We start from the raw sequence: 24750 nt of genomic DNA, 5'->3' as shown, positions 1-24750 counted from the left end.
CAACAAAAAGCCGGCTGGCGCCGGCTTTGCAGATGGGAGCCGCCCGGCTCTCACCCCATGTGCATGCCGCCGTTGCAGGAGAAGTCAGCGCCGGTCGAGAAGCCCGAATCCCCGCTGGCCAGCCAGGCGACGATGGAACCGATCTCCTCGGGCGTACCCAGGCGCTTGACGGGAATCGTCGCCACGATCTTCTCCAGCACCTCGGGCTTGATCGCGCGGACCATGTCGGTGCCGATATAGCCAGGGCTGACGGTGTTGACCGTCACGCCCTTGGACGCCAGCTCCTGCGCCAGCGCCATCGTGAAGCCGTGCATGCCGGCCTTGGCGGCCGAGTAGTTGGTCTGGCCGGCCTGGCCCTTTTCGCCGTTGACCGAGCTGATCTGGATGATGCGGCCCCAGCCCTTTTCCACCATGCCCGGCACGACCTGCTTGGTCACGTTGAACATGCTGTTCAGGTTGGTGTCGATGACGGCATGCCAGTCGTCCGGCGTCATCTTCAGGAACATGCGGTCCTTGGTGATGCCGGCGTTGTTGACCAGCACGTCGATGGCGCCATGCTCACCGATGGCCTTGGAGAAAGCCTCAACGGTGGAGTCCCAGTCGGCCACGTTGCCGACGGAGGCGTAGAAGTCGTAGTCGAGCGCCTTCTGTTCATCGAGCCATTTCTTGAAGTCGCGGCTCGGACCGCAGCCGGCGATGACCTTGAAGCCTTCCTTGTGCAGGCGCTGGCAGATGGCGGTACCGATGCCGCCCATACCGCCCGTGACGTAGGCAACTTTCTTGCTCATGGATGTCTCCTGTTGTGATTGGGTGAGGGTATCAACGTTCGACGGTGAGTGCGACACCCATGCCGCCGCCGATGCACAGCGAGGCGATGCCCTTCCTGGCATCGCGCTTGACCATCTCGTGCAGCAGCGTGACGAGCACGCGGCAGCCGCTGGCGCCGATGGGGTGGCCCAGCGCAATGGCGCCGCCGTTGACGTTGACCTTGCTCATGTCCCAGCCCATCTCGTTGTGCACGGCACAGGCCTGGGCGGCGAAGGCTTCGTTGATTTCCAGCAGGTCGAGGTCGGCGGGCTTCCAGCCGGCGCGCTCCAGCGCCTTGCGGGCCGCGGGCACCGGGCCCATGCCCATCAGCGCAGGGTCCAGGCCGGCCGAGGCGTAGGAAGCAATGCGCGCCAGTGGCGTCAGGCCCAGGGCCGCGGCCTTGGCGGCCGTCATGACGACGACGCCGGCGGCGCCATCGTTCAGGCCCGAGGCATTGCCTGCGGTCACGCTGCCGGCTTTATCGAAGGCGGGGCGCAGGCCAGCCAGGGCTTCGGCGTTGCTCTTGCGGTTGATGAACTCGTCGGCAGCAAAAACGATCGGATCGCCCTTCTTCTGCGCGATGCTGAACGGCACGATTTCGTCCTTGAAGCGGCCCGCGTCCTGGGCCGCGGCGGCCTTCTGCTGGCTTCCCAACGCGAGCGCATCCTGCTGCTCGCGCGTGATGCCGTACTTCTTGGCCACGTTCTCGGCCGTGATGCCCATGTGGTACTGGTTGTACACGTCCCACAGGCCGTCGACGATCATGGTGTCGACCATCTTCCAGTCGCCCATGCGCTGGCCATCGCGCGAGCCGTTGAGCACGTGGGGGCTCATGCTCATGCTCTCCTGGCCGCCGGCGATGATGATGTCGCTGTCGCCATCGCGGATGGCCTGAGCCGCCAGCATCACGGCCTTGAGGCCCGAGCCGCAGACCTTGTTGATCGTCATGGCTGGCACCACGTTGGGCAGGCCGGACTTGATGACGGACTGGCGCGCCGGGTTCTGGCCGACGCCAGCGGTCAGCACCTGGCCGAGGATGACCTCGTTGATCTGGTCGCCGGCCAGGCCGGTGCGACGCAGCAGGTCCTGGATGACGGCAGCGCCCAGCTCGGTGGCGGGCGTCTTGGCGAGCGTGCCGCCGAACTTGCCGATGGCCGTGCGTGCGGCGGCGACGATGACGATGTCTTCTTTGCTCATGGCTTGTCTTCCTTTAGTGATCAATAACACCGCGGACAAAACGCGGACGAGGATTTCTTCGGGCCGTGCGCCGGGCCGCTCCCAAGCCGGCCCGTCGGGCGATGTGCTTGCCGGTCAATCCGGCAAGCATCGCCGTCCCCGCTGGGGACCGATTGGGCGTGCCCGCGTTCAGCGAGGCAGGACCGGACGAGGGGCTTCATTTCAGGCCTTGACCTTCACATAGCGACCGGGCGCGGGCTCGATCGCCTTGAACTTGCGGTTGCCCGGCTCTTTGGGCGCGGGCTTTTTGGCGCCGGCATGCAAGGCCAGCCAGGCGGACCAGTCCGGCCACCAGCTGCCGGGGTGTTCGGTGGCACTGGCCAACCAGGCCTCGGGATCGGCCGGCAGGGCTGCTCCCTTGGCAATCCAGTGGCTGCGCTTGCCCTTGGCGGGCGGGTTGATGACGCCGGCGATATGACCCGACGCACCCAGCACGAAGCGCTTCTTGCCCTTGAGGATCTGGGTGCTGCGGTAGGCGCTGGTCCAAGGCACGATATGGTCCTCGCGCGAGCCGTAGATGTAGACCGGGGCCTCGATGGCGCCGATGTCCAGCTTCTCGCCGCAGACCGTCAGCTTGCCCGGCTGCTTCAACTCGTTTTGCAAGTAGGTGTGGCGCAGATACCAGCAGTACATCGGCCCGGGCAGATTGGTCGAGTCGCCGTTCCAGTACAGCAGGTCGAAGGGCGGCGGCTGCTCGCCCTTCAGGTAGTTGCCGACGACGTAGTTCCAGACCAGGTCGTTGGGGCGCAGGAAGCTGAAGGTCGTGGCCAGCTCCTGGCCGTGCAGCAGTTGCGGGCCCTTGGGCGACTCGGGGCCCAGCGTCGCCTCGCGCAGCCTCACCATGGCTTCGTCGACAAAGATGTCGAGGATGCCGTTGTCGGCAAAGTCCAGCAGTGTGGTCAGCAGCGTCACGCTGGCGGCCGGCTGTTCGCCGCGCGCGGCCAGTACGCCCAGGGCCGTAGCGAGGATGGTGCCGCCGACGCAGAAGCCCAAGGTGTTGATCTTGTCCTGGCCCGAGATCTCCTGCGCGACGCGGATGGCTTCGATGGCGCCGGTCTCGATGTAGTCGTCCCAGCCCAGCTGCTTGATGGATTCATCCGGGTTGCGCCAACTGACGACGAAGACGCGATGGCCTTCGGAGACGGCGTAGCGGATCAGCGAGTTGTCCGGCTGCAGGTCCAGGATGTAGAACTTGTTGATGCAGGGCGGCACCAGCAGGAAGGGTCGCGTGTGCACTTCCTTCGTCAGCGGCGCGTATTCGATGAGCTGGAACAGCTCGTTCTCGAAAACGATGCTGCCGGCCGTGGTGGCCACGTTCTTGCCGACCTCGAAGGCGCTCTCGTCCGTCTGCGACACATGGCCGCGCTGCACGTCGCCCCACAGTTGCTGCAGGCCACGGGTCAGCGTCTCGCCCTGGCTGTCCAGCGCCAGCTTCTGCGCCTCGGGGTTCAACGCCAGGTAATTGCTGGGCGACACGGCATCGACGAACTGCTGCACGGCAAAACGGATGCGCGCCTTGGTCTTGTCGTCCGCCTCGATGGCCGAGGCCATCCGGCCCAGCGTCTGGCTGTTGAGCAGGTAGAGCTGGGTCATGAAGCTGGCGGCCGGGTTGCTCCGCCATTCGGGCGCGGCGAAGCGGCGGTCGCCGATGGCCGGAGCCTCGCCCTGCCCCAGCGACGTGTTCCACAACGCCGTGGCCTGCTTCAGATAGTCGGCCTGCAATTCGGCCAGTGCGGTGGGTGAGATCTGCGGCAGATGCGCCATCTGCTGCATCAGGTCCGCGAATACAGCCGGCCCCTCCATGGCGGGCGGGGCGTCGTTCTTCTTGCGTGTGGCCATGTCTTCCTCGGAGCTCCCGCGTCAGCGGTGTTGTCTCGATCCGTTGCAATAAGCTTGCCACATCTCGCAGACCCTGTTTGTACTCTTGCGCACTGACGCGCCAATGACACCCCCATCATGTACCTCGTTGCCATCGCGTGGGCCTACGTCGCGCTGATGATGGCGGCAGCAGAAGCGATCAGCCCTCAGGGCTCGCTGTTCGGTGCCTTCGTCACGCTGATGCTCTACGGCGTCCTTCCACTGGGCCTGCTGCTCTACATCCTCGGCACGCCCGGCCGCAAGCGTCGGCGGCGTGCTGCCGAGCTAGCCGCGCAAGGAGATGCAGGCGGCCATCCGGCCGCGGGGCCGGCCGACGGCCTCGCCCCGGAACGAGAAGAAAAGTGAATCATCGGTCAGGGTGCACCAGGTGCCGCCGCTGATTTGGGTGATATTGACCGAGATCAATCTTTCGCGAGCCAACAGGGGCAGATCAGCGCGCCAGCGAGGCTCGGGGTTGGGCCGGTAGACGAAGCCGGGCTGGTCGCACTCGATGGGCTCACGCCCAAAGGCGGCGACGACCTCTGGGCCCACCTCGAAGGCCGCGGGGCCGATGCAGGCGCCCAGCCAGGCTTTCACTTCATGCGGCTCGCAGTTCGCGGCGTCGCAAAGCTCGGCCACCGTGTTCTCCAGCACGCCAGCCGCCAGGCCGCGCCAGCCCGCGTGCGCGCCGGCCACACCGCCCGGCGCCGAGAACAGCACCGGCAGGCAGTCGGCGACCAGGATGGCCACGGCCAGCTCGGGGTCGGTCGACACGGCCGCATCGGCCTTGGGCGCGTTGTCATCGTGCCAGCCGGCACGCAGGCGCACGACATCGGCGCCATGGACCTGATCGAGAAAGACCGGCCGCGCGCCGAGCACCTCGGCGAGTCCGATGCGGTTGGCCTTGGCCAGTTCGGGGTCGCCCGCCTTGCGTCCGAAGTTGGGACCGCGAGTGGTCATGAAGGCCGTCACGCCCGGCCAATCCGGGCGCAGCCAGTTCGGATCAGGCTGCATCGGGACAGACGCTGGGATGCGTATTGGCAAAGGCCGGCAGGGCCAGGCAGGCGGCGTTCACGCGCATGACGGTCGGGAAGTCGTCCAGCGGGCATTCGAAGCGCTGGGCGTTGTAGACCTGGGGCACGAGCATGCAATCAGCAAGGCCCGGCGTGTCGCCAAAGCAGTATTCCCCCGCCGTGGCCGCCAGGCGCTGCTCGACGATGCTCAGGCCCGTCGCCACCCAATGGCGGTACCAGCGGTCGACGATCGCCTGCTCCTGACCGAGGTCGTTCTTCAAGTAGCGCAGCACGCGCAGGTTGTTGATCGGGTGGATGTCGCAACCGATGTCCTGGGCCAGCGCCCTCACCTGGGCCCGCGCGACGGCACCCTTGGGCAGCAAGGGCGGCTCGGGATGGGTCTCTTCCAGATACTCCAGGATGGCCATGGACTGGCTCAACCAGGGGCCGTCGTCCAGCACCAGCGCCGGCACCAGGTGGGAGACCTGCTGCTCAGCGAAGCTGCCAGCGAACTGCTCGTTCTTTGCGAGGTGGATGGCCGCGTAGTCGTAGTCCAGGCCCTTGATCGCCAGGCCGATGCGCACGCGCCACGAGGCGGAAGAGCGGAAGTAGTTGTAGAGCTTCATGGCTGTCATTCTGCTCGCCATAAACTGGGCCGCATGCCCTTTCCCAGCCCGCTCAGACACTGCCCGAACTGCGGCACCGCCGTGGAATACCGCATCCCCGACGACGACAACCGCGAACGCGCGGTCTGCCCGGGCTGTGGCGCCATCCACTACCAGAACCCGCTGAACGTGGTTGGCACGCTGCCGGTCTGGGAGGACGGCCGCGTGTTGCTGTGCCGGCGCGCCATCGAGCCGCGGCATGGCTTGTGGACGCTGCCGGCCGGCTTCATGGAGCTGAACGAGACCACCACCGAGGGCGCCCTGCGCGAGACCCAGGAGGAAGCCGGCGCCGACATCGAGATGGGGCCGCTGTACACGGTGCTCAACGTCGTGCGGGTGGGCCAGGTCCACCTTTTCTACCGCGCCCGGCTGCTTTCGCCCGAGTTCAACCCGGGGCCGGAGTCGCTGGAGGCCAGGCTCTTCAGCGAAGAAGAGATCCCCTGGGGCGAGATCGCCTTCAAGACGACACGCGAGACGCTGCGTTGCTTTTTCGAAGACCGCCGCCAGGGTGGCGGCTTTGCGCTGCACGACATCGACATTCCTTGATCTCACCCTCCGTGGCGCGCATCATCGACGACGTCTCCAACGGAGGGATGAGCCATGACGACACGGCGCGTGTGGTGCAAGGCGGGGTTGGGCTGGATGGCGGGGCTGGGGCTGGCGCGGCCGGCCCACGCGACACCGCTGCGCGCGGTGGGCTCGCAGTTCGCGCGCATCTTCGAGGGCGCCGAGGGCCAGGCGCCCAAGGGCCTGGCGGTGGACCTGCTGGGCATGCTGTTTGGCGAGAACGTACGCTGCGAATGGCTGCCCTGGCCGCGCGCGCAGCTGATGCTGGAGCAGGGTGAGGCGGACATCCTCATCGGCCCCTACCGCACGCCGGAACGCGAGGCCCGCATGCTGTTCAGCGTGCGCTCCTTCTACTCGGACGCCATGGTCTGGTACGCCCGCCGCGGCGAGGAGGCGCGCTGGACGGGTGAGTTCGGCGAGCTGGCCCAGGCCCCCGTGGCCGCTGTGCGCGGCTGGGCCTACGGCAGCCGCTTCGAGCGCATGAAGACGGGCATGAACCAGTTGACCTGGGTGCAGAGCGTCGACGCCGGGTTGCAGATGCTGATGAAGCGGCGCATCGAGCTGTTCGCGGCGAACGACCGCAACTGCCAGCCAGTGCTGCAACGCCTGAGCCTGGCTGACGCCGTCGCGCGCTGCTCGCCACCGCTGGACGTGCTGCACGGGCACATGGCCTTTGCACGCAGCGCCGGCGGTGAGGCCCTGTCGCAACGCTACGACCAGGCCTTCGAACAGTGGTTGCGCACCGGCTCGGCCATCGAGCTGTACCGGCGCTGGGGCGTCGAGCGCCCGTCCACGCCCAGCTAGGGCCGTTCACGCGCGGCTTGATCCAGCGCAAGGCCACCGGCAGTGCGCCGGCCTACGCTGGACCTGACTTCAACAGGTCAGGAGGCCCCCATGGTCATCAATGTCGGATCGGTGGAACCCGCACTCCGCCTGCTTGTGGGCCACGGCCCGGTGTACCGGCTGCCGGGATACCGGCCATGAGCACGGACGAGCTTCGACTGCGCTTCTTCGGCGCAACAGGCACCGTGACCGGTTCCCGCTACCTCGTCGAATTCGCCGGCCGGCGATTGCTCGTCGACTGCGGGCTGTTCCAGGGCCTGAAGCAGTTGCGCCTGCGCAATTGGGCCCCCTTCCCGGTGCCGGCGGCGTCCATCGATGCCGTGGTGATGACGCATGCCCATATCGATCACAGCGGCTTCCTGCCCCGCCTGGTGGCGGAGGGCTTTCGCGGCTCCATCCACGCGACGCCTGGCACCAGCGACCTGCTGTCAGTGCTGTTGCCGGATTCGGGCCGGCTGCAGGAGGAGGACGCCCGCTACGCCAACCGGCACGGCTTCAGCAAGCATTCACCGGCGCTGCCGCTGTACACCGAGGCCCAGGCCCTGCACAGCCTCAAGCAGGTACGCCGGCACGCTTTCGGCCAAGTCTTCGAACCCGTCCCCGGCCTGACGGCAACGTTCAGCCATGCCGGCCACATCATTGGCGCCGCCAGCGTCCACCTCGCAACGGCTTCCAGCTCGATCACCTTCTCGGGCGACCTCGGCCGCAGTGACGACACCGTCATGCTGCCGCCAGCCGCGGCGCCCGCGGCCGATATCGTTGTCATCGAGTCCACCTACGGCGATCGGCGGCACTCTCAAACGCCCAGCGCAGACCAGCTCTGCGACGTCATCTCGCGCACCGCCGCCCGCGGCGGCACGACGCTGATCCCGGCCTTCGCCGTCGGCCGGGCCCAGGCCATCCTGCACACCTTGCTGCGCCTGAAAGCCGCCGGGCGCATCGCCGACCTGCCCATCTACCTCAACAGCCCCATGGCCACGCAGGTCACGCGCCTGGTGCAGGTCCATGCTGATGAACACAGGCTGACCGAGCCTGAGCGCCGCGACCTCGTCGACAAGGTGCGCTACGTCCGCACGGAGGAGGAATCTCGTGCGCTGAACCGTCCCACCTATCCGAGCGTCATCGTCGCCGCGAGCGGCATGGCCACCGGCGGCCGCGTGCTGCACCACCTGGAAGCACTGGCGCCCGACCCCAGGAACAGCATCGTCTTCGTCGGCCATCAGGCCGCCGGCACGCGCGGCGCCACCTTGCTGGCCGGCGCCGACCGCATCCGCATGCACGGCCAGTGGGTGCCCGTGCGCGCCGAGGTGGCCGCCATCGACGGCATGTCCTCGCACGCCGACCAACCCCAGTTGCTGGCCTGGCTGCAAACGCTGCCGCACCCGCCCAGCCACGTCTACGTGACCCACGGCGAGCCTCAGGCCGCCGACGCGCTGCGCCAGGCCATCGAGGAAGGTCTGGGCTGGCCGGCCTCGGTGCCCGAATACCTCGACGCCGTCCCGTCCAAGGAGTTGCCATGCCCATGATGAAAGCCGCCGTCGTCCGCGCCTACCGCGAGCCCCTCAGCCTGGAAGAGGTGGCCGTTCCCGAAGTCCCCGCCGGGCAGGTCCTCGTGAAGGTGGCCGCCTGCGGCGTCTGCCATACCGACCTGCATGCCGCCGACGGCGACTGGCCGATCAAACCGCCGCTGCCCTTCATTCCGGGCCACGAGGGCGTCGGCCATGTCGCCGCCGTCGGCGCGGGTGTGCGCGGCATCCGCGAAGGCGATCGCGTGGGCGTGCCCTGGCTGCACACTGCCTGCGGGCATTGCGAGCATTGCCTGACGGGGTGGGAGACGCTGTGCGATCACCAGCAGATGACTGGCTACACGGTCAACGGCAGCTTCGCCGAATACGTGCTGGCCGATCCGGCCTATGTGGGCCATCTGCCCGACGGCCTGTCCTTCGAATCCCTCGCGCCCATCCTGTGCGCCGGCGTGACGGTCTACAAGGGCCTGAAAGTACTGGACGCCCGGCCGGGGCAATGGGTGGCCGTCGTCGGCATCGGCGGTCTCGGGCACCTGGCCGTCCAGTACGCACGCGCGATGGGCTTTCACGTCGCAGCCGTGGACATCGATTCGGCCAAGCTGCAACTGGCCCAGCGGCTGGGCGCCGAGCTGTGCATCAACGCCGCCGATGAAGACCCGGCCGCCGCACTGCAGCGCGAACTGGGCGGTGTGCACGGCGCCCTCGTGACCGCCGTCTCGCGCCAGTCCTTCAGCCAGGCGCTGGGCATGCTGCGCAAGCGCGGCACCATGTCCATGGTCGGCCTGCCGCCCGGCGACTTCGCGCTGCCCATCTTCGACGTCGTTCTCAATGCCAAGACCGTGCGCGGCTCCATCGTCGGCACGCGCCAGGACCTGAACGAAGCATTGCAGTTCGCCGCGGAGGGCCTCGTGCACGCCAGCACCACCACGCACCGGCTGGACGATATCAACCGCATCTTCGACGACCTGCGCACGGGGCGCATCGATGGCCGGGCCGTGCTGAGCTTTGCCTGACTTTTGCCTTCCCAAGGAGACGAATCCCATGAGCTATCGCAGCCTGCTGGTTGCCCTGGACGCGACCCCGGCCAACCCGACGCGCGTCAGCATTGCCATCGCGCTGGCCAAAGAGTTCGAAGCCCACCTGATCGGCCTGGCGCCCAGCGCCACGGTCGAGCTGCAGGCGCTGCAGGCTGCCGCCGCGATGGACGACTACGTCAGTGGCGCCTGCGCGACCCTGCTCGCACAGGCCCAGGCTCTCGCGCAAAACTTCCACCAACGCTGCGGCGCTGCCGGGCTGCCCTCATTCGAGGCGCTCGCCGACCAGACGCCCGCGGCGCAATCGCTGGCACGGCATTCGCAATGCACGGACCTGCTCATCATGAGCCAACCCGACCCGTCGCTGCCCGACCATCGCCAGCACGCGGCCGCGCTGGAACAGGTGCTGCTGCGCTGCGTGCGTCCGGTCCTGATGATCCCCTACACGCATCGCGAACCCCTGCGCACGCGTCGCGTGCTGCTGGCCTGGGACGGCAGCCGCGAGTCGGTGCGGGCGATGACGGACGCGCTGCCGCTGCTGCGCCGCGCCGACAACGTCTGGCTGATGCACTGGCGCCGAGACGCCGAAGGTGAAGCCCCGGCCGAGCGCCTCGCCTGCCAGCGCCAATGGCTGGCGCTGCAGGGCGTCGATGCCATCGTGCGCGAGGAGGTGACGGCACTGCCCATCGGCGACGCTCTGCTGAATGCGGCATCCGACACCGGGGCGGACCTGATCGTCATGGGTGCCTATGGCCACGCCCGCTGGGCGGAGCGGCTGTTCGGGGGTGTCTCCCGCAGGCTGCTGGCATCGATGACCGTGCCGGTGCTGATGTCGCATTGATCCCCCGCAGCATCCCGCGCTGGCTTGATCCAGCGCAAGGGCCGGGCTGCGGGCGGTGGCGAGGATGCGCTCATGACCCAGCGCCATCTCGATCGCCTGCTCACGCCCGACTCGGTGGCCGTCTTCGGCGCCTCCGACAAGCCCGGCCGCGTCGGCACCACCGTCTGGCGCAACCTGCTGAGCGGCGGCTTCAAGGGCCCGATGGCGGCCGTGAACCCGCGGCTGGACAGGCTGGACGGCCAGCCCTGCTTTGCCGGCGTCGCCGAGCTGCCGTTCACGCCGGACCTGGCCGTGCTGTGCACGCCACCGGACACCATCGCGCCGCTGGTTGGACAGCTGGGTGAGCGCGGCACGCGGGCCGCCATCGTTGTGACGGCGGGCCTCACACCAGCGCAGAAGCAGGCGGCGCTGGACGCCGCCCGGCCGCACACGCTGCGCCTGCTGGGGCCCAACTGCATCGGCCTGCTGAGCCCGCACCTCGGGCTGAATGCCAGCTTCACCCAGGCGAAAGCGCTGCCCGGCGAGCTGGCGCTGGTGTCCCAGTCGGGCGCATTGCTGACGGCCCTGCTGGATTGGGCCAACGCCGAGCGCATCGGCTTCTCGCACCTCGTCTCGCTGGGCGAGCACGCCGACGTCGACTTCGCCGACCTGCTGGACCATCTGGCCACGGACCGGCATACGCGCGCCATCCTGCTCTACATCGAATCCATCACATCGCCACGCAAGTTCATGTCGGCAGCGCGTGCCGCGGCCCGCATCAAGCCCGTCATCGTCGTCAAGGCCGGCCGCGCGCCGGCCGGCATGAAGGCCGCCGCCTCGCACACGGGCGCACTGGCAGGCGAGGACATCGTCTTCGACGCCGCCATCCGCCGCGCCGGCATGCTGCGCGTGGACACGCTGAAGGAGCTCTTCATCGCCGCGCAGACGCTCGCGCGCTTCCGAGACAACCACAGCCGCGAGCTGATGGTCATGACCAATGGCGGCGGCGCGGGCGTGATGGTGGCCGACGCCGCCGCGCCGCTGGGCGTGACGCTGGCGCGCCCGGGCGAGGCGCTGATGAAGCGGCTCAACGCCGTGCTGCCGGCCAACTGGTCGCACGGCAACCCGATCGACATCATTGGCGACGCGCCCGCGCAGCGCTACGTGGACACGCTCAAGGCCCTGTTCGACGCCCCCGAGGCGGGCGCGGTGCTGTTCGTGCACGCACCGACGGCCATCGTCTCCAGTGAAGCCATCGCCCGGGCATGCGCCCCACTGATCGCCGAGCACCGGGGCCGTGTGCTGAGCTGCTGGCTGGGCGGTGACACGGTGGCGCCGGCGCGCAGCGCTTTCGAAGAGGCCGGCATCGCGGGCTACGAGACGCCCGAGGAGGCCGTGCGCGCGTTCTCGCTGATGCAGACCTACCGGCGCAACCAGACGGCACTACGCCAGACGCCAAGCGCCGGCGCGAACGGCAAGCCGGACCTGGCACGGGCGCGCGCCATCATCGACGCCGCGCTGGGCGCTGGCCGTGAATGGCTGGACGAGATCGATGCCAAGGCACTGCTGGCTGCCTATGGCATCGCGGTCGTGCCGACGTTGCGCACCGAAGCCTCGCCACAGGCCGCCGCCGAGGCCGCCAGGCGCATCGACGGGCCGGTGGTGCTGAAGGTGGTGTCCCCGGCCATCCTGCACAAGTCGGACGCCGGTGGCGTGCGCCTGGACCTGCGCGGCGAAGCCGCCGTGCGCCTGGCCGCACAGGAGATGCTCGATCATTTGCAAACCACGCGTCCGGAAGCCCACATCGAGGGATTCAGCGTGCAGGCCATGGTGCAACGGCCCCGCGCCCAGGAGCTCATCGTCGGCGCGCACGTGGATCAGATCTTCGGCCCGGTGCTGCTGTTCGGCCAGGGCGGCATCGCGGTGGAAGTGCTGGGCGACCGCGCCGTGGCGCTGCCGCCGTTGAACCGCGCGCTGGCACGCGAGCTGATCGACCGCACCCGGGTGGCCCGGCTGCTGGCCGGCTATCGCGGGCGGCCGCCGGCCCACATCGACGCCTTGTGCGACGCGCTGACCGCCGTCGGGCAGATGCTGGCCGATCTGCCCGAAATGGCCGAGCTGGACATCAACCCGCTGCTGGCCGACGAGCACGGCGTGCTCGCGCTGGATGCCCGCGTGCGCCTGTCGGCGTCCGCACCCTCCGGCATGGCGCGCTTCGCCGTGCGCCCCTACCCGGCAGAGCTGGTGCGAACTCTGCACTGCCAAGGCAGCACGCTGCTGATGCGACCGATCCGGCCCGAGGACGAGGCCTTGCATCGCGAGTTCCTGCAGGCCTGCAGCCCGGAAGACCTGCGCATGCGCTTCTTCCAGGCGCCGCACGCGCTGACGCATGACGACCTCGCCCGGATGACGCAGATCGACTACGAGCGCGAGATGGCGCTCGTCATCGTCGATGAGCAGGCCGCTGGCGGCCCCCGCACGCTCGGCGTGGCCCGTCTCGTGCGCGATCCCGACAACGTCGAGGCGGAGTTCGGCTTGCTCGTGCGCAGCGACCTGCAGCGCCGGGGCCTCGGCCGCCTGCTGATGCAGGCCCTGCTCGACTACGCCGCCTCGCGCGGCACGCAGCGCGTCATCGGCCATGTGCTGCGCGAGAACCGGGCGATGCTGAACCTGCTCAAACGCATGGGTTTTGACGTCAGGCCGGGCGGTGCCCAGCCGTCGGAGGTCGTCCTCGTCAGCCGAGCCCCGGGCTGCAACGGCTCATGACGCCGGGCCAAGCGCAGCTCCTCAAGCCAGGCTGACAACCAGCACCGCCTGCAGGATCCTGCGCCGCTTGACGGCCCACGCGACATCGCCCTCCAGTGCCTGTGCGAGCACGGCCGTGGGATGGCCGGCGGTCGCCAGCCCGGCGAACACAGGAATGTCGGCGCTGCGGGCCAGGCGCCCTGTCAGGGCGGCGGGCAGGTGCTGACATTCAACCGCATCGTAGAGACGGCTCAGCATGCGTGCCGTTGCATCGACCCGCCATGGGCTGCTGTGCTCGTCGAGCCCGGGCTGGACAAAGGACACATGGGCACCGAGCGACGTCGCCGCCTGCGCGAATTCGCTCCCCTCGTCGTCCGCCGGGTGCGGCGACATCAACGCCAGCCGCCTGCCCGTCAACGGCTTCATCTCCGAGGCCTGCAGCCTCAAGAGCACCCTCGCCTGCCGCAGCACGGCAGCGGCATCGACGGGGTAGGACGAAGTGGCGCCAGCGGCACCTTGGCGAGCCTCGGAACACATGAGTGGCAGCGTATCGACGCCGAATGCGCGGCCATTGACCAAGGTCAAGCCGGCGGAGTCCGACTCGGTGTTGAGCGGCTCCGTCACCGACGGTTCACGCAGTGTTACGCAGCGCTACCTAACGATTTGGCCTGTTGACACTTCATTGCCCGGGCCTGCCTAGCATCGATTTTTTCGATGCCACCCCAAGGGAGACCACCATGCACGCCAGTGCCCCGCATACCCCGATGACTACCGCACGCTGCAGCACCACCTTCGCCGCCAGCGGCGCGATCAACACCAACGTCGCACCGTCCAAGGGTCAGCGCATCGCTGACGAGCTGAAGCTGCTGGAGGCCGTGCTGGCGCCCAGGCGCCGCATCGTCCATGCCGGCGATGTGCTGTACCGGCCGGGCGAGCGGTTCGAGCAGCTGCACGTGCTGAACTCCGGCTGCTTCAAGCTGATCAGCCCGTCGGCCGAGGGCCACGAGCAGGTCGTCGGGCTGAAGTTCCGCGGCGACTGGCTCGGCTTCAGCGCCATCGCCAAGGGCAGCTACGCCTGCGAAGCCATTGCGATGGACACCGCCGAGGTCTGGACGCTGCGCTACGACGCACTGCTGAAGGCCTGCGCCGACCATCCCCGCCTGATGGCCACCGTGCACGAGGCCATGAGCGACGAAATCATGCGCGAACGCGAGGCGCTGACGGCCCTGTGCGCGCTGCCGGCCGCCGCGCGCGTGGTGACCTTTCTGCACAACTGGGCCGATTCCCTGGCCGCGCGTGGCCTCAGGACCGACCAGATCAGCCTGCGCCTGACGCGCGCCGAGATCGGCAACTACCTCGGCCTGACGCTGGAGACCGTCAGCCGCGTGCTGTCCAGGCTCGCGCGAGCGCGGCTCATCGCCTTTCACGAGAAGAGCCGGCGCGACATCTGCATTCCCGACTTCCCCGCCCTGGCCGCCTTCATCGGTGGGCAGGCCGCTCCTGCCGGTCTGCACTAGGCGGCGCGTCGGCCTCGGCGGCCGCGCATCGATCCAGGGAGAAAAAAATGAATTCACCGCATCAGGACGCCGTCGCACCACCTCTTCGCTTCGCCAGCGGGGGCTTCGGCCGGCACTTCGACCTCTGGTGGCGCCGGCTGGCGCCGACCGCTCCGCTGACCATGGCCGCGGCTTACGCGGCCTTTGGCCTTGCCTGGATCCTGCTGTCTGACGGACTGCTGGAAAAGCTGGCACCCGATATCGCCACGCTGTCCGCCGTTGGCCAGGGCAAGGGCATCGCCTTCGTGCTGGCGACCAGCGCGCTGATCTATGTGATCACCCCAAGCCGGCAAGCCCAGGGCGAGGCGACCGGACCGACGCGCCAGGGCGGACCGGTCAGCGTGCTCTGGGTGTTCGCCCTGCTGTCAGCCGCCATCGTGCTGGCAAGCCTGCTGGGCTATGCCAGATCGACTCACATGTCGCATGAACAGCAGGTTGCGCAGTTGCGCCGCGAAGCCGAGCTGAAAGCCGAGATCGTCCAGGGCTGGATCGAGCGGCGCACGGAGGACGCACGCCGGCTTGCCACCGACCCCCAGTTGCGCACCAGCCTGCTGCGCTGGCGCCGCAGCCCCGATGAGGCATTGGCGGCAGAGATGAGGAAGGAACTGCTGTTGCTGCTGACTTCCACGCACTACGCCGACGCATTGCTGTTCGACGAACACGCCCGGCTGCTGCTGGCGCCGGACGGCGCCCCGCGGCATGTCGATGCGGCCATGTCGCATGGCGTGCGTTCGGCCCTGCAAGGCGGGCGGGTGTCTGGCGGCGACTTCCGGGCCGAGGTGGGCGACCCCGCCAGCCTGCAGTTCGACCTCTTCGTGCCACTGCCCAGCGCGGACGGCCGGCCCGGGACCGTCTTGCTGCTGCGCACAGCGCCGCGCCTCACGCTGCTGCCGCAGCTGACGCCGGGCTCCGCCAGTGACGCTCCCGAGACGCTGTTCTTCCGCCCCGCCGCACGGGATCTGCTGGCCTTGCGCATCGACGGCTCCGACACCCCGTTCGTCCCTCCGCGCAGCTCCTCCCGCGCGGCGCTGACCGCCTTGTCCGGCGATCCGTCGCTGGCCGGTTCGCTCATGGACGGCCTGGATCGCGGCGAAGTTGCCCAGGCCGCGGTGGCGGCCCGGATTCGCAACTCCGGCTGGTATGTCGCCATCCAGGCGCCGCGCGATGCGCTGCTGGGCGGCAGCATCGCCGATGCGACGACGCTGGCTCTGGTGAACCTGCTGGCCGTGCTGGCCGCGGGCGCCTTCACCTGCGCTGCGCTGAAGCGGCGCGAACTGCTTGCAGCCGCACGCATGGCGGTGGCGAGCCAGGACGAGGAGCGGGCCTGGAAGATCGCCGAGGCGATCGCCAACTGTTCGACCGACGTCATCTTCGCCAAGGATCTCGAGGGCCGCTACCTGTTCGTGAACCGCGCGCTGTGCCGGGCGCTGGGGCGCAGCTCGGAGCAACTGATCGGCTTCGATTCCACGGGCCTGTTCCCAGCCGAGCAGGTGCGCCAGCTGCTCAAAGACGACGCGGCAGCACTGCGGGCCGACAAGCCAGTCTGCGTCCAGACGTGCCTGACGATGCCGGACGGCGACCGCATCTACGCCTGCACCAAGGGCAAGCTGATCGATGACGAAGGCCGCACGCTGGGCATCTACAGCGTCTCCAGCGACATCACCGAGCGCCACGACATGCAGCAGCGCATGCGCCAGTGGGCCACGGTCTTCGAGGACGTCCGCGACGGCGTCATCATCACCGACTCACGGGGCCGCATCCAATCGATCAACCACTCGTTCACGACCATCACCGGCTACAACGCGCAAGAGGCCATCGGCGCCAGCCTCAAGCTGCTGAAGTCCGGCCGGCACGACGCGGAGTTCTATCAGCGGATGTGGGCCGCGCTCGATGCCAGCGGGCACTGGCAGGGCGAGATCTGGAACCGCCGCAAGGGCGGCGAGGTCTATCCGGAATGGCTGACCATCAGCGCGGTGCGCGACGACAACGCGACAGTCACGCACTACGTCGGCGTGTTCACCGACATCAGTCGCCTCAAGCACAGCGAGGCCCAGACCGACTGGCTGGTCCACAACGACCCGCTGACACGCCTGCCCAACCGCGTTCAACTGCAGAGGCGGCTCGAAGACGCGCTGGCCCGCTCACATCGGCGCGAGAGCCGCGCGGCGCTGCTGGTCATCGATCTCGATGGCTTCAAGACGGTCAACGACGGCCTGGGGCACCCGGCCGGCGACGAATTGCTGGTCTGTGTGGCCGCGCGCCTGCAGGCGCGCCTGCGCCATGAAGACTTCCTGGGCCGGCTCGGCGGCGATGAGTTCCTGGTCATCCTCGAAGCCAACATGGACAGCACCAGCGTTGCCGTGCTCGCGCGCGGCCTGCTGGCGACCATCGCCGCGCCGATGGCGCTGTCGTGTGGGCAGGATGCCTACCTGACGGCCAGCATCGGCATCAGCATGTTCCCCGACGAAGGCAACCCCACCGCGGTCGAGTTGCTGCGTGACGCGGATGCGGCGATGAATCGCGCCAAGGAATTGGGCCGCAACCAGTTCTGCTTCTATACGGATGACATGAATGCCGAGGCTCGGACCAAGCTGGACCTGGAAGCCGCACTGAGCCGCGCCATCGAACGCGATGAGCTGCTGCTGCACTACCAGCCCAAGGTGGCTGCCAGCAGCGGCGAGGTCGTCGGCGCCGAGGCCCTGTTGCGCTGGCAGCGCAGCGGCATCGGACTGGTACCACCGAGCCAGTTCATCCCGGTGGCCGAGCAGAGCAGCCTGATCCTGGCCATTGGCGCCTGGGTCATCGACGCAGCATGCCGCCAGATCCACGCCTGGATGGATGCCGGCCAGCCCGTGGTGCGCATAGCGGTCAACGTCGCTGCGCGGCAGTTCGCCGCAGGTGACCTGGACCAGGTGGTGGCCCGCGCGCTGCAGCGCCACCACGTCGACGCGCAGTGGCTGGAGATCGAGATCAACGAGGGCATGCTGATCACCGAGCCTGGCGCTGCGATCGGCATGCTCAAGCGGATCAAGGCCCTCGGGGTCAAGCTGTCGCTGGACGACTTTGGCACCGGCTACTCCAGCCTGGCTTACCTGCAGCAGTTCCCGATCGACTCGCTGAAGATCGACCAATCTTTCACGCGCCGCATCGGCGAGCAACCCGACGGCGCGGCCCTGGTCGATGCCGTGATTGCACTGGCCCACCGGCTGCATCTGCGCGTGGTGGCCGAAGGCGTCGAAACCGCACAGCAATGCGACTACCTGTGCCAGCGCGGCTGCGACGAGATGCAGGGTTATCACTTCGGCCGCCCGGCACCGGCCGAATCGCTCCAGCACCTGTTGGCCGCCGGCGCAATCGCGGTGAGCGTGCCTTGAAACACCACACCTCTTCGTGCCCCTGGCGCCCGCCTGTACCTCTACCCAGACAGCCGCAGCTGGCGGCCGGCGGAGCGGGGGCCGCTGCGCCGGGTCAGCCCGACGCCGTCGGCCTGCGGCGCGCCGCTCGGCTGCGCGCGACCTAGGCCGACAGCACGCGGGCCATCGCCTGCGCCAGCTGGCCGCGGCTGTAGGGCTTGGGCAGCAGTTCCCAGTCCGCCGGGGACTCGCGGTCGGCATCCAGCAGTTCGGCAGAGAAGCCCGACATCAACAGGATGGCCAGCTGCGGCAGCCGCTGCTGGGCGATGCGGGCGAGCTCGGTGCCGCGCATGCCGGCGCCCAATGCAATGTCGGTGAGCAGCAGGTCGAAATCGGCTTCAGGCGTCAGCAGTTGCAGCGCCTGCTCGGCACTGGAACAGACGCTGAACACGCAACCCAGGCTGTCCAGGAAGTGCTGCGCCACGGCGCGCACCTCGGCGTCGTCTTCGACCACCAGCACTTTCAGCCCCGCGGGCACCGTGTGCCCGACGTGGTCGCCGTCCTGGGCCCCCGTCTGGGCATCGTGCGGCACCGGCAGATACAGGCTGATCGTCGTGCCAAGGCCGGCCGTGCTGTCCAGCGCGACGGCGCCCTGTGACTGCTTGACGAAGCCATAGACGGCACTCAGCCCCAGGCCCGTGCCGCGGCCGGCCTGTTTGGTCGTGAAGAAGGGCTCGAAGGCACGCTCCTTGACAGCCTCAGGCATGCCTGTGCCGGTGTCGGTGACGGCGATGCGGACGAACCGGCCTTCGCCGAGCTCGTCCTGCAGGCCCGTCGGCAGCATGCCCGCGGCCGCCGCGGAAAAACGCAGATCGCCGCCGTCGAGCATCGCGTCGCGCGCATTGATCGCGATGTTGAGCAGGGCAGCTTCCAACTGGCCCGCGTCGGCCAGCGCCAGGGGGCAGTCCGGCGCGACATCGACGCTGATGCGGATGCGCTGGTCCAATGTGCGGCGCAGCATGTCCGACAGCGGGTGCAGCAGGCCATGCACGTCGACCGCGCTGGGCTGCAGCACCTGGCGGCGCGAGAAGGCCAGCAGCTTGCCGGTCAGCTCCGCGCCGCGCTTGGATGCGCGCATCGCGGCGCTCACCAGTTGCAGGGCGCCACCGTCCTGCGCCAGTGCCGGCAGCTCCTCCAGCACCTGCAGATTGCCTTGGATGACGGTCAGCAGGTTGTTGAAGTCGTGGGCAATGCCGCCCGTCAGCTGGCCAACACTTTCGAGGCGCTGGGCATGGCTCAGCGCCTCCTCGGTCTGCGCCCGCTGCAGGCAGGTGACCAGCAGATTGGCCAGTGACTCAAGGAAGCGCTGTTCATCGTCGCCGAACCGCTTCGACTGGCGGGAACGAACCTTCAAGGCGCCAATGACGCGGCCGCGGTCCAGCAGCGGCACCGCCAATGCGCTGACCAACCCTGCCGCGAGATAGTCGGGGGGCACCGCATAGCGTTGTTCTGCGCGGAAATCCTCGATCACGACCGATTGCCCCTGGCTCAGCACGACGCCCAGCGGCGTGTCGCCGCGATTGGGCACGATGCAACCCAGTGACTCGCCGGCGATCAGGCCCACGCCCCCGGCGACGCGCAGTTCAAGCCGGTTGCTTTCCAGCAGGAACACCAGCGCCATCTCGACTTCCAGCGCCTCGGCGGCGATGGCCGGTACCTGCTGCAACAGCTGCTGCGGATCGCGTGCGTCGACGGCCAGGCGGCCCAGCTGCGCCAGATGCTCGCTGTAGCGCGCCCGCTGCAACGCCTGTTTGACGCGCGGATAGCCGCCGATGCCGCGGATCGCGGCAACCACGAAGGGCAGGCCGTGGTCTTGCAAAGGGCTCAGCGCGATTTCCACCATCACCTCGCTGCCGTCGCGCCGCCGGGCTACCAGCTCCATCTGCGTGCCCATCGGCCGAGCGCGCGGCGCGTGACCGTAGGCCTGCCGGTATGACGCGTGGCGAGGGCGAATGCTGTCGGGCACCAGTTCGTCCACGCTCGTGCCGACGAGCTCCTCCATCGAGTACCCCAGCAGCGCCGCCGCCGCGGGGTTGGCTCGGGCGATCAGGCCTGCGGCGTCCACCAGCAGCAGGGCGTCCGGATAGGCGGAAAACAGCGAGCGGTAGACGGTCAGGTCATCGACGGGCTGCGGCGTCGGCTGGTTGGCGGGAGGCGTTCCAACCATCAGGTTTTCGCCCGTGCGGAGCCGATGGGCGGAACGAAGATGTAGCCGGCGCCGCGGACCGACTTGATGATCTGTGGATTCTCCGCATCGACTTCCAGCTTCTTGCGCAGGCGTCCGATCTGCACGTCGATCGTGCGGTCAAAGGGCGCAGCTTCGCGACCCCGCGTCTGTTCAAGCAGAAAGTCGCGGGACAGCACGCGACCCGCATGCTGGGCCAGGGCCGCGAGGAGGGAGAACTCGCCGCTGGTGAGCCGCACCTCTGCGCCGTTCGGATCGTCAAGGCGCCGGGCGCCCAGGTCGAGCTGCCAGCCGAGAAATGTCAGGTGCTCGCCACCCGAGGCACTGGCCGCCTGCCGGGGCGCCTGCCCGCTGGCCGGCTGGCCGGAGGCCAACGGGTGCGGCTCCATGCGCCGCAACACGGCCTTGATGCGCGCGACCAGCTCGCGCAGGTCGAAAGGCTTGGTGACGTAGTCATCGGCGCCGACTTCCAGGCCCACGACCTTGTCGACCGAGTCCCCGCGGCCGGTGATGATGACCAGGCCGCAGCGCCAGTGCTCGCGCAGCTGCCGTGCGATGGCGAAGCCGTCCTCTCCGGGCAGGCCCAGATCCAGCAGGACCAGCTCGGGCGGATCGCTGGCCATCAGCTCCATCAGCGCACGGCCCGAATGCAATTGCGTCGTGCGAAAGCCGTGCCCAGGCAGATAGCGGCCGAGCAGCTCGGTGATCGCTGTTTCGTCATCGACAACGGCAATATGCTGAAGCGTCACAGCGTCGGCGCACCTGAAGCGTTATGGGGATGGCAAGGATTCTGGCACCGATCGGTGCCACGAAATCATTGTGCAAGGCCGCTGGCGCCCCGCGACCCCTCGCCCGGCTAGCGCCCGCTCAGCACGCGCGCAGGCAGCATGACGATGGCACGCAGCAGCCCGAAGGCGCCGTCGACGGCGATGCCCAGCAACCTGAAGGGCAGCGTGATCAGCCAGACCAGCGGCCACAGCAGCAGCGCCAGGATGGCCAGCGGCCAGCAGATCACGAACAGGATGCACCAGAGCAGGAAGCTGAACATCGCGGACTCCTTCTTACTTGACCGGCTGACTGATGCCGGGCTTCAGGTATTTATCCAAGAACTCGACCATGCGGCGGTTGGCCTCCAGCGTGTTCTTCTTCTTGGAGAAGCCGTGGCCCTCGTCGTCGAACACGAGATAGTCCACCGGCACATTGTTCTTCTTGACCGCCGCGACGATGTCGTCGCTCTCGGGCTTGATGACGCGCGGGTCGTTGGCGCCCTGGATGACCATCAGCGGCTTCTTGATCTCGCTGGCATGGAAGAGCGGTGACGTGGCCATCAGGCGCTCACGGTCCTTCACCGGGTCGCCCACCTCCTGATAGAGCGCCAGGCGGAAGCTCTCCCAATAGGGCGGAATGCTTTCCAGCGTGCGGATCCAGTTGGCGACGCCGAAGATGTCGATGCCGACCTTGAAGGCCTCGGGGCGGAAGGCCATGGCCGACAGCACCATATAGCCGCCATAGCTGCCGCCGACGATGCCGATGCGCTCGGGGTCGATGACGCCGGTGCCGGCCAGGAAGGTCTTGGCCTCGATGCAGTCCCACAGCGGCTCGCGGCCATGCTTGCCGTCGTCAGCCGTGAAGAAGCTCTTGCCATAGCCCGAGCTGCCGCGGTTGTTGATGCCCAGCACGGCATAGCCGTTGTTGACAAAGTACTGCATCAGCGCCGAGTAGCCGCGCTTGGTCTGGCCGCCGGGGCCGCCATGCACCCAGACGATGGCCGGCACCTTGTGGGTTGGCGAGGCTTCCTTGGGCAGCATGTAGACCGACGGGACGACCATGCCGTCGAAGCTCTTGAAGCGGGCGATGGAGGCGTCCACCAGCTCGGCCGGGTCGATGTCCTTGGACAGGCTCTGCGTCAGCTGCTTCGGCGCGGCGTTGGAGCCGACCTCGGCGACGAACAGGTTGTTGGGCGAGCGGTCGCCGTTCACGTAGAAGGCCATGCGCTTGCCGCTGCGGGAGAAGGTCACGCCGCGCACGTCGCCGCCGGGTAGCTGGGGCAGCGCCATCGGCTTTCCGTCGCGGTACAGGCGCAGCGCGATGCTGGCGTCGGCATTGATGCCGGTGATGCGGTAGCGGCCGTCCTTGGAGAAGGCCGTGTAGTCCACGTCCCAATCGGCCTTCTCGATCTCGCGGGTCGCGCCGCTGGCCAGGTCGTAGCCGATGACGCGGGTGAACTCGCCGCCGTCGTTGCTGGTCATCAGCAGCTCGCGGCTGTCGGGCGTGAAGTCCTGCGGCGTGTAGTTGGCCACGCCCTGGTGCTTGGTGATGTGCTTGACCTCGCCACTCTTCAGGTCGACCAGGTGCACGTCGGAGTCGGCCGTCGTGTTGATCTTGCCCACCGCCAGCCAGCGGCCGTCGCGGCTGATGTCGCTCAACTCCCAGCCGGCCTCGTTCTTGAAGACCAGCGTGCGGGCGTAGGTCTTGGCATCAAAACGGTAGAGGTCGAAGAAGCGCGGATCGCGCTCGTTGGTCGTCACGTAGAAGGCCGTGTCGTCGCCGCTCCAGCCGGCGAACGAAGCCTTGAGCTTGTCGCCCGGCGTCAGGTCCTTCTCGCTGCCGTCGAGCTCACGCACATAGAGATGGTTGAGCTCGTTGCCGGCCTGGTCGCGGGTGTAGAGGAAGCGGTCATCGCCCGGGAAGAAGCCCACGGCGTAGTGGCTGTCGGTCTTGGAGTTCGTCAGCTGGACCGGCTTGCCGCCGCCCACCGGCATCGCATAGACGTTGAAGATGCCCGTCTCGTTGCTGTGGAAGAGGATGCGGCTCTCGTCGGCCGAGAAGCTGGCACCACCGATGTTCACGGTGGCCATGAACTGCTCGATGGTGTAGCGCTTGGCGGGCTTGGGCGCCTTGGCGACAGCGGCCGGCTTGTCGGCGGCAACAGCGGCCTGGGACGCGCCAGCCAGCAAGGCCAGGGAAGCGACGAGGGTCAGCAGGGGTCGGCTCATGGAGTCTCCGTTGAAATGAGTGGGCAGACTCTAGCCAGCCGCCCCGCCGTCCCCCATCAGGGTTGTGACGAAGCGGCGGAATCGGGGGACAGGCGGTTCAAGGCGACGCTGGGCCGTTCCCGAGTCGCCTTGACCCCCTCGGGGGGCGGGCGGGCTTCAGGCCAGCCCTGGGGGCACCATCAAATGCGTTGATGGCCCGCGACATAGCAGGCCTCGAGGTTGCGCTCGTCGGCCAGCGTCATCCACGCAAAGACACGCTCGTGCAGCTCGCGCGCCACCGCGTCGCGCGCCTCGGCGACCGGGCCTTGCGCCCAGTCCCACACGCAGATGTCGGCCGTCTGCCCCACCGACAGGCCGCCGATCTCGCCACCCAGCTGCAGCGCCTCGGCCGCGCCCCGCGTGGCGGCATGCAGGGCCATCCATGCGGTCATGCGCTCGCCGCGCAGGGCTTGCACCTTGTAGGCATCGAGCATGTTGCGTGGCAGGCTGAGCGTCGTACCACCACCGACGTCAGAAGCCAGGCTGATGTTGAAGGCCGCACCCGGCCAGTCGAACAGGCCGCTGCCCAGGAACAGATTGCTCGACGGGCAATGCGCCACCTGGGCGCCACGGTCAGCGATGACGACGCGGTCGTGCGGGTCCAGATAAATGCCATGGGCCAGCACCGAGCGCTCGTGCACGAGGCCGACGCGCTCATACACATCCAGGTAGCTGCGCGCATCCGGGAACAGCTCCGCCACCCAGGCGACCTCGGCGCGGTTCTCGGCGACGTGGGTCTGCATATAGAGGCTGGCATCGGCGCGGCACAGCGCGCCGGCCATCGCCAGCTGCTCGGGCGTGCTGGTCGGCGCAAAGCGCACCGTCACTGCGTACGCCAAACGGTCGCGGCCATGGAAGCGGGCGATGAGGTCGACGCAATCCTTCTCGGCCTGAACGACGTCGTCCCGCAGCCCGTCCGGCGCATGGCGGTCCATCAACACCTTGCCGGTGATGAGGCGCATGCCGCGTGCCGCGGCGCTGTCGAACAGGGCCTCGGCCGATACCTTGTGCACGGTCGGGAAGACGACGGCCGAGGTCGTGCCGCTGGCCAGCAGCGCGTCCAGGAAGACCTCGGCCCCTGCGCGGCTGCGCGCCGGGTCGGCAAAGGTGCATTCGCTGGGGAAGGTGTAGCGCTTGAGCCAGTCCAGCAGCTCGGTGCCGTAGGAGCCGATGACCTCCAGCTGCGGGCAGTGGACGTGGGTGTCGATGAACCCCGGCAGCACCAGCTTTCCGGCATGGTCCTTGCGCGCCCAACCGGCATCCGGCTCGGCAGCCTGCCTCCCGACGATGCGGCCGTCCTCGATCAGCAGCCAGTGGTCGCGGTCAAAGCGCACCGCCGGTGGCTCGGTGTCGCCCCAGCGTGGTGCGGCCGTGAAATCCAGCAGATCGCCCCGCAGGGCCCATCGGCGTGGACTGTCGACGAATTTTTCCTGGTTAGTAAAACTCAT

The 24750-nt window shown here is 68.3% G+C and carries 20 protein-coding genes; 9 read left to right on the top strand and 11 right to left on the bottom strand.

What is annotated here, in order from left to right; all coding sequences use genetic code 11:
- Window positions 1-50: 50 nt before the first annotated feature.
- The 3 genes from phbB to phaC form a co-directional block, all read right to left on the bottom strand.
- Window positions 51-788, bottom strand: a complete 738-nt coding sequence (gene phbB, locus ACXJKM_RS00415; protein WP_056198408.1) for an acetoacetyl-CoA reductase — start codon at window positions 786-788, stop codon at window positions 51-53.
- A gap of 31 nt (window positions 789-819) precedes the next feature.
- Window positions 820-2004, bottom strand: coding sequence for an acetyl-CoA C-acetyltransferase (locus tag ACXJKM_RS00410; protein ID WP_056198411.1), 1185 nt, complete (start codon window positions 2002-2004; stop codon window positions 820-822).
- A gap of 201 nt (window positions 2005-2205) precedes the next feature.
- Window positions 2206-3816, bottom strand: coding sequence for a class I poly(R)-hydroxyalkanoic acid synthase (phaC, locus tag ACXJKM_RS00405; RefSeq protein ID WP_457349924.1), 1611 nt, complete (start codon window positions 3814-3816; stop codon window positions 2206-2208).
- Between the two features lie 183 nt (window positions 3817-3999).
- Between phaC and ACXJKM_RS00400 the strand changes: the two genes are divergently transcribed.
- Window positions 4000-4266, top strand: a complete 267-nt coding sequence (locus ACXJKM_RS00400) for a hypothetical protein (RefSeq protein WP_082532718.1) — start codon at window positions 4000-4002, stop codon at window positions 4264-4266.
- Here the strand turns inward: ACXJKM_RS00400 and ACXJKM_RS00395 are convergent.
- Window positions 4186-4860 (bottom strand): polyphenol oxidase family protein, encoded by a 675-nt coding sequence (locus ACXJKM_RS00395; protein ID WP_457349547.1) that lies wholly within the window; start codon window positions 4858-4860, stop codon window positions 4186-4188. The genes ACXJKM_RS00400 and ACXJKM_RS00395 overlap by 81 nt on opposite strands.
- 43 nt (window positions 4861-4903) lie before the next feature.
- On the bottom strand, window positions 4904-5539 hold the full coding sequence (gene maiA, locus ACXJKM_RS00390) for a maleylacetoacetate isomerase (protein ID WP_056198415.1): 636 nt from the start codon (window positions 5537-5539) through the stop codon (window positions 4904-4906).
- Window positions 5540-5572: 33 nt separating this feature from the next.
- On the opposite strand from maiA, the gene ACXJKM_RS00385 reads away from it, so the two are divergent.
- The 6 genes from ACXJKM_RS00385 to ACXJKM_RS00360 all read left to right on the top strand — a co-directional run bounded on the left by ACXJKM_RS00385 (window position 5573) and on the right by ACXJKM_RS00360 (window position 13134).
- Complete coding sequence (locus tag ACXJKM_RS00385; protein WP_056198418.1) at window positions 5573-6124, top strand: NUDIX hydrolase; 552 nt, start codon at window positions 5573-5575, stop codon at window positions 6122-6124.
- A gap of 54 nt (window positions 6125-6178) precedes the next feature.
- Window positions 6179-6949, top strand: coding sequence for a substrate-binding periplasmic protein (locus ACXJKM_RS00380; RefSeq protein ID WP_457322749.1), 771 nt, complete (start codon window positions 6179-6181; stop codon window positions 6947-6949).
- Between the two features lie 176 nt (window positions 6950-7125).
- Window positions 7126-8514 (top strand): MBL fold metallo-hydrolase RNA specificity domain-containing protein, encoded by a 1389-nt coding sequence (locus ACXJKM_RS00375; protein WP_457349545.1) that lies wholly within the window; start codon window positions 7126-7128, stop codon window positions 8512-8514.
- The gene (gene adhP / locus ACXJKM_RS00370; RefSeq protein WP_457349922.1) at window positions 8514-9527 is read left to right on the top strand and encodes an alcohol dehydrogenase AdhP; all 1014 of its coding nucleotides are present in this window, start codon (window positions 8514-8516) and stop codon (window positions 9525-9527) included. The genes ACXJKM_RS00375 and adhP overlap by 1 nt, the downstream gene beginning before the upstream one ends.
- A gap of 28 nt (window positions 9528-9555) precedes the next feature.
- A complete protein-coding gene (locus ACXJKM_RS00365) occupies window positions 9556-10389 on the top strand; it encodes a universal stress protein (protein WP_457349543.1) in 834 nt (277 codons plus the stop codon).
- A 72-nt stretch (window positions 10390-10461) separates the two neighbouring features.
- Window positions 10462-13134, top strand: coding sequence for a bifunctional acetate--CoA ligase family protein/GNAT family N-acetyltransferase (locus ACXJKM_RS00360; RefSeq protein WP_457349541.1), 2673 nt, complete (start codon window positions 10462-10464; stop codon window positions 13132-13134).
- Window positions 13135-13155: 21 nt separating this feature from the next.
- Here ACXJKM_RS00360 and ACXJKM_RS00355 read toward each other — a convergent pair whose 3' ends face one another.
- A complete protein-coding gene (locus ACXJKM_RS00355; RefSeq protein WP_457349539.1) occupies window positions 13156-13737 on the bottom strand; it encodes an ornithine carbamoyltransferase in 582 nt (193 codons plus the stop codon).
- 140 nt (window positions 13738-13877) lie between these two features.
- Here ACXJKM_RS00355 and ACXJKM_RS00350 point away from each other — a divergent pair, with 140 nt between their 5' ends.
- Complete coding sequence (locus tag ACXJKM_RS00350; protein WP_457322746.1) at window positions 13878-14630, top strand: Crp/Fnr family transcriptional regulator; 753 nt, start codon at window positions 13878-13880, stop codon at window positions 14628-14630.
- A 47-nt stretch (window positions 14631-14677) separates the two neighbouring features.
- On the top strand, window positions 14678-18043 hold the full coding sequence (locus tag ACXJKM_RS00345; RefSeq protein ID WP_457349537.1) for a putative bifunctional diguanylate cyclase/phosphodiesterase: 3366 nt from the start codon (window positions 14678-14680) through the stop codon (window positions 18041-18043).
- A gap of 142 nt (window positions 18044-18185) precedes the next feature.
- Here ACXJKM_RS00345 and ACXJKM_RS00340 read toward each other — a convergent pair whose 3' ends face one another.
- From ACXJKM_RS00340 to guaD, 5 genes are all read right to left on the bottom strand, one after another.
- Entirely contained in the window at window positions 18186-20249 is a 2064-nt protein-coding gene (locus ACXJKM_RS00340; RefSeq protein ID WP_457349535.1) for a PAS domain S-box protein, read from the bottom strand.
- A complete protein-coding gene (locus tag ACXJKM_RS00335; protein WP_457322422.1) occupies window positions 20249-21016 on the bottom strand; it encodes a winged helix-turn-helix domain-containing protein in 768 nt (255 codons plus the stop codon). Before ACXJKM_RS00335 ends, ACXJKM_RS00340 begins: the two co-directional genes overlap by 1 nt.
- Window positions 21017-21123: 107 nt before the next feature.
- The gene (locus ACXJKM_RS00330) at window positions 21124-21315 is read right to left on the bottom strand and encodes a hypothetical protein (RefSeq protein ID WP_056198443.1); all 192 of its coding nucleotides are present in this window, start codon (window positions 21313-21315) and stop codon (window positions 21124-21126) included.
- A gap of 13 nt (window positions 21316-21328) precedes the next feature.
- Entirely contained in the window at window positions 21329-23263 is a 1935-nt protein-coding gene (locus tag ACXJKM_RS00325; RefSeq protein WP_457349533.1) for a S9 family peptidase, read from the bottom strand.
- A 179-nt stretch (window positions 23264-23442) separates the two neighbouring features.
- Window positions 23443-24750, bottom strand: coding sequence for a guanine deaminase (gene guaD, locus ACXJKM_RS00320; protein WP_457349531.1), 1308 nt, complete (start codon window positions 24748-24750; stop codon window positions 23443-23445).

The sequence above is a fragment of the Roseateles sp. P5_D6 genome, assembly GCF_054049415.1.
The sequence above is the reverse complement of the archived record's forward strand: the minus strand, read 5'-3'. Positions and strand labels throughout refer to the sequence as shown.

What these genes read in the sequence shown, in the direction of transcription:
- ACXJKM_RS00325 (WP_457349533.1), bottom strand. Translation starts at nt 23,263, where the DNA reads ATGAGCCGACCCCTGCTGACCCTCGTCGCTTCCCTGGCCTTGCTGGCT.
- ACXJKM_RS00410 (WP_056198411.1), bottom strand. Translation starts at nt 2,004, where the DNA reads ATGAGCAAAGAAGACATCGTCATCGTCGCCGCCGCACGCACGGCCATC.
- phaC (WP_457349924.1), bottom strand. Translation starts at nt 3,816, where the DNA reads ATGCAGCAGATGGCGCATCTGCCGCAGATCTCACCCACCGCACTGGCC.
- ACXJKM_RS00400 (WP_082532718.1), top strand. Translation starts at nt 4,000, where the DNA reads ATGTACCTCGTTGCCATCGCGTGGGCCTACGTCGCGCTGATGATGGCG.
- ACXJKM_RS00330 (WP_056198443.1), bottom strand. Translation starts at nt 21,315, where the DNA reads ATGTTCAGCTTCCTGCTCTGGTGCATCCTGTTCGTGATCTGCTGGCCG.
- adhP (WP_457349922.1), top strand. Translation starts at nt 8,514, where the DNA reads ATGAAAGCCGCCGTCGTCCGCGCCTACCGCGAGCCCCTCAGCCTGGAA.
- ACXJKM_RS00395 (WP_457349547.1), bottom strand. Translation starts at nt 4,860, where the DNA reads ATGACCACTCGCGGTCCCAACTTCGGACGCAAGGCGGGCGACCCCGAA.
- ACXJKM_RS00375 (WP_457349545.1), top strand. Translation starts at nt 7,126, where the DNA reads ATGAGCACGGACGAGCTTCGACTGCGCTTCTTCGGCGCAACAGGCACC.
- guaD (WP_457349531.1), bottom strand. Translation starts at nt 24,750, where the DNA reads ATGAGTTTTACTAACCAGGAAAAATTCGTCGACAGTCCACGCCGATGG.
- ACXJKM_RS00350 (WP_457322746.1), top strand. Translation starts at nt 13,878, where the DNA reads ATGACTACCGCACGCTGCAGCACCACCTTCGCCGCCAGCGGCGCGATC.
- ACXJKM_RS00380 (WP_457322749.1), top strand. Translation starts at nt 6,179, where the DNA reads ATGACGACACGGCGCGTGTGGTGCAAGGCGGGGTTGGGCTGGATGGCG.
- phbB (WP_056198408.1), bottom strand. Translation starts at nt 788, where the DNA reads ATGAGCAAGAAAGTTGCCTACGTCACGGGCGGTATGGGCGGCATCGGT.
- ACXJKM_RS00345 (WP_457349537.1), top strand. Translation starts at nt 14,678, where the DNA reads ATGAATTCACCGCATCAGGACGCCGTCGCACCACCTCTTCGCTTCGCC.
- ACXJKM_RS00340 (WP_457349535.1), bottom strand. Translation starts at nt 20,249, where the DNA reads ATGGTTGGAACGCCTCCCGCCAACCAGCCGACGCCGCAGCCCGTCGAT.
- ACXJKM_RS00360 (WP_457349541.1), top strand. Translation starts at nt 10,462, where the DNA reads ATGACCCAGCGCCATCTCGATCGCCTGCTCACGCCCGACTCGGTGGCC.
- ACXJKM_RS00365 (WP_457349543.1), top strand. Translation starts at nt 9,556, where the DNA reads ATGAGCTATCGCAGCCTGCTGGTTGCCCTGGACGCGACCCCGGCCAAC.
- maiA (WP_056198415.1), bottom strand. Translation starts at nt 5,539, where the DNA reads ATGAAGCTCTACAACTACTTCCGCTCTTCCGCCTCGTGGCGCGTGCGC.
- ACXJKM_RS00385 (WP_056198418.1), top strand. Translation starts at nt 5,573, where the DNA reads ATGCCCTTTCCCAGCCCGCTCAGACACTGCCCGAACTGCGGCACCGCC.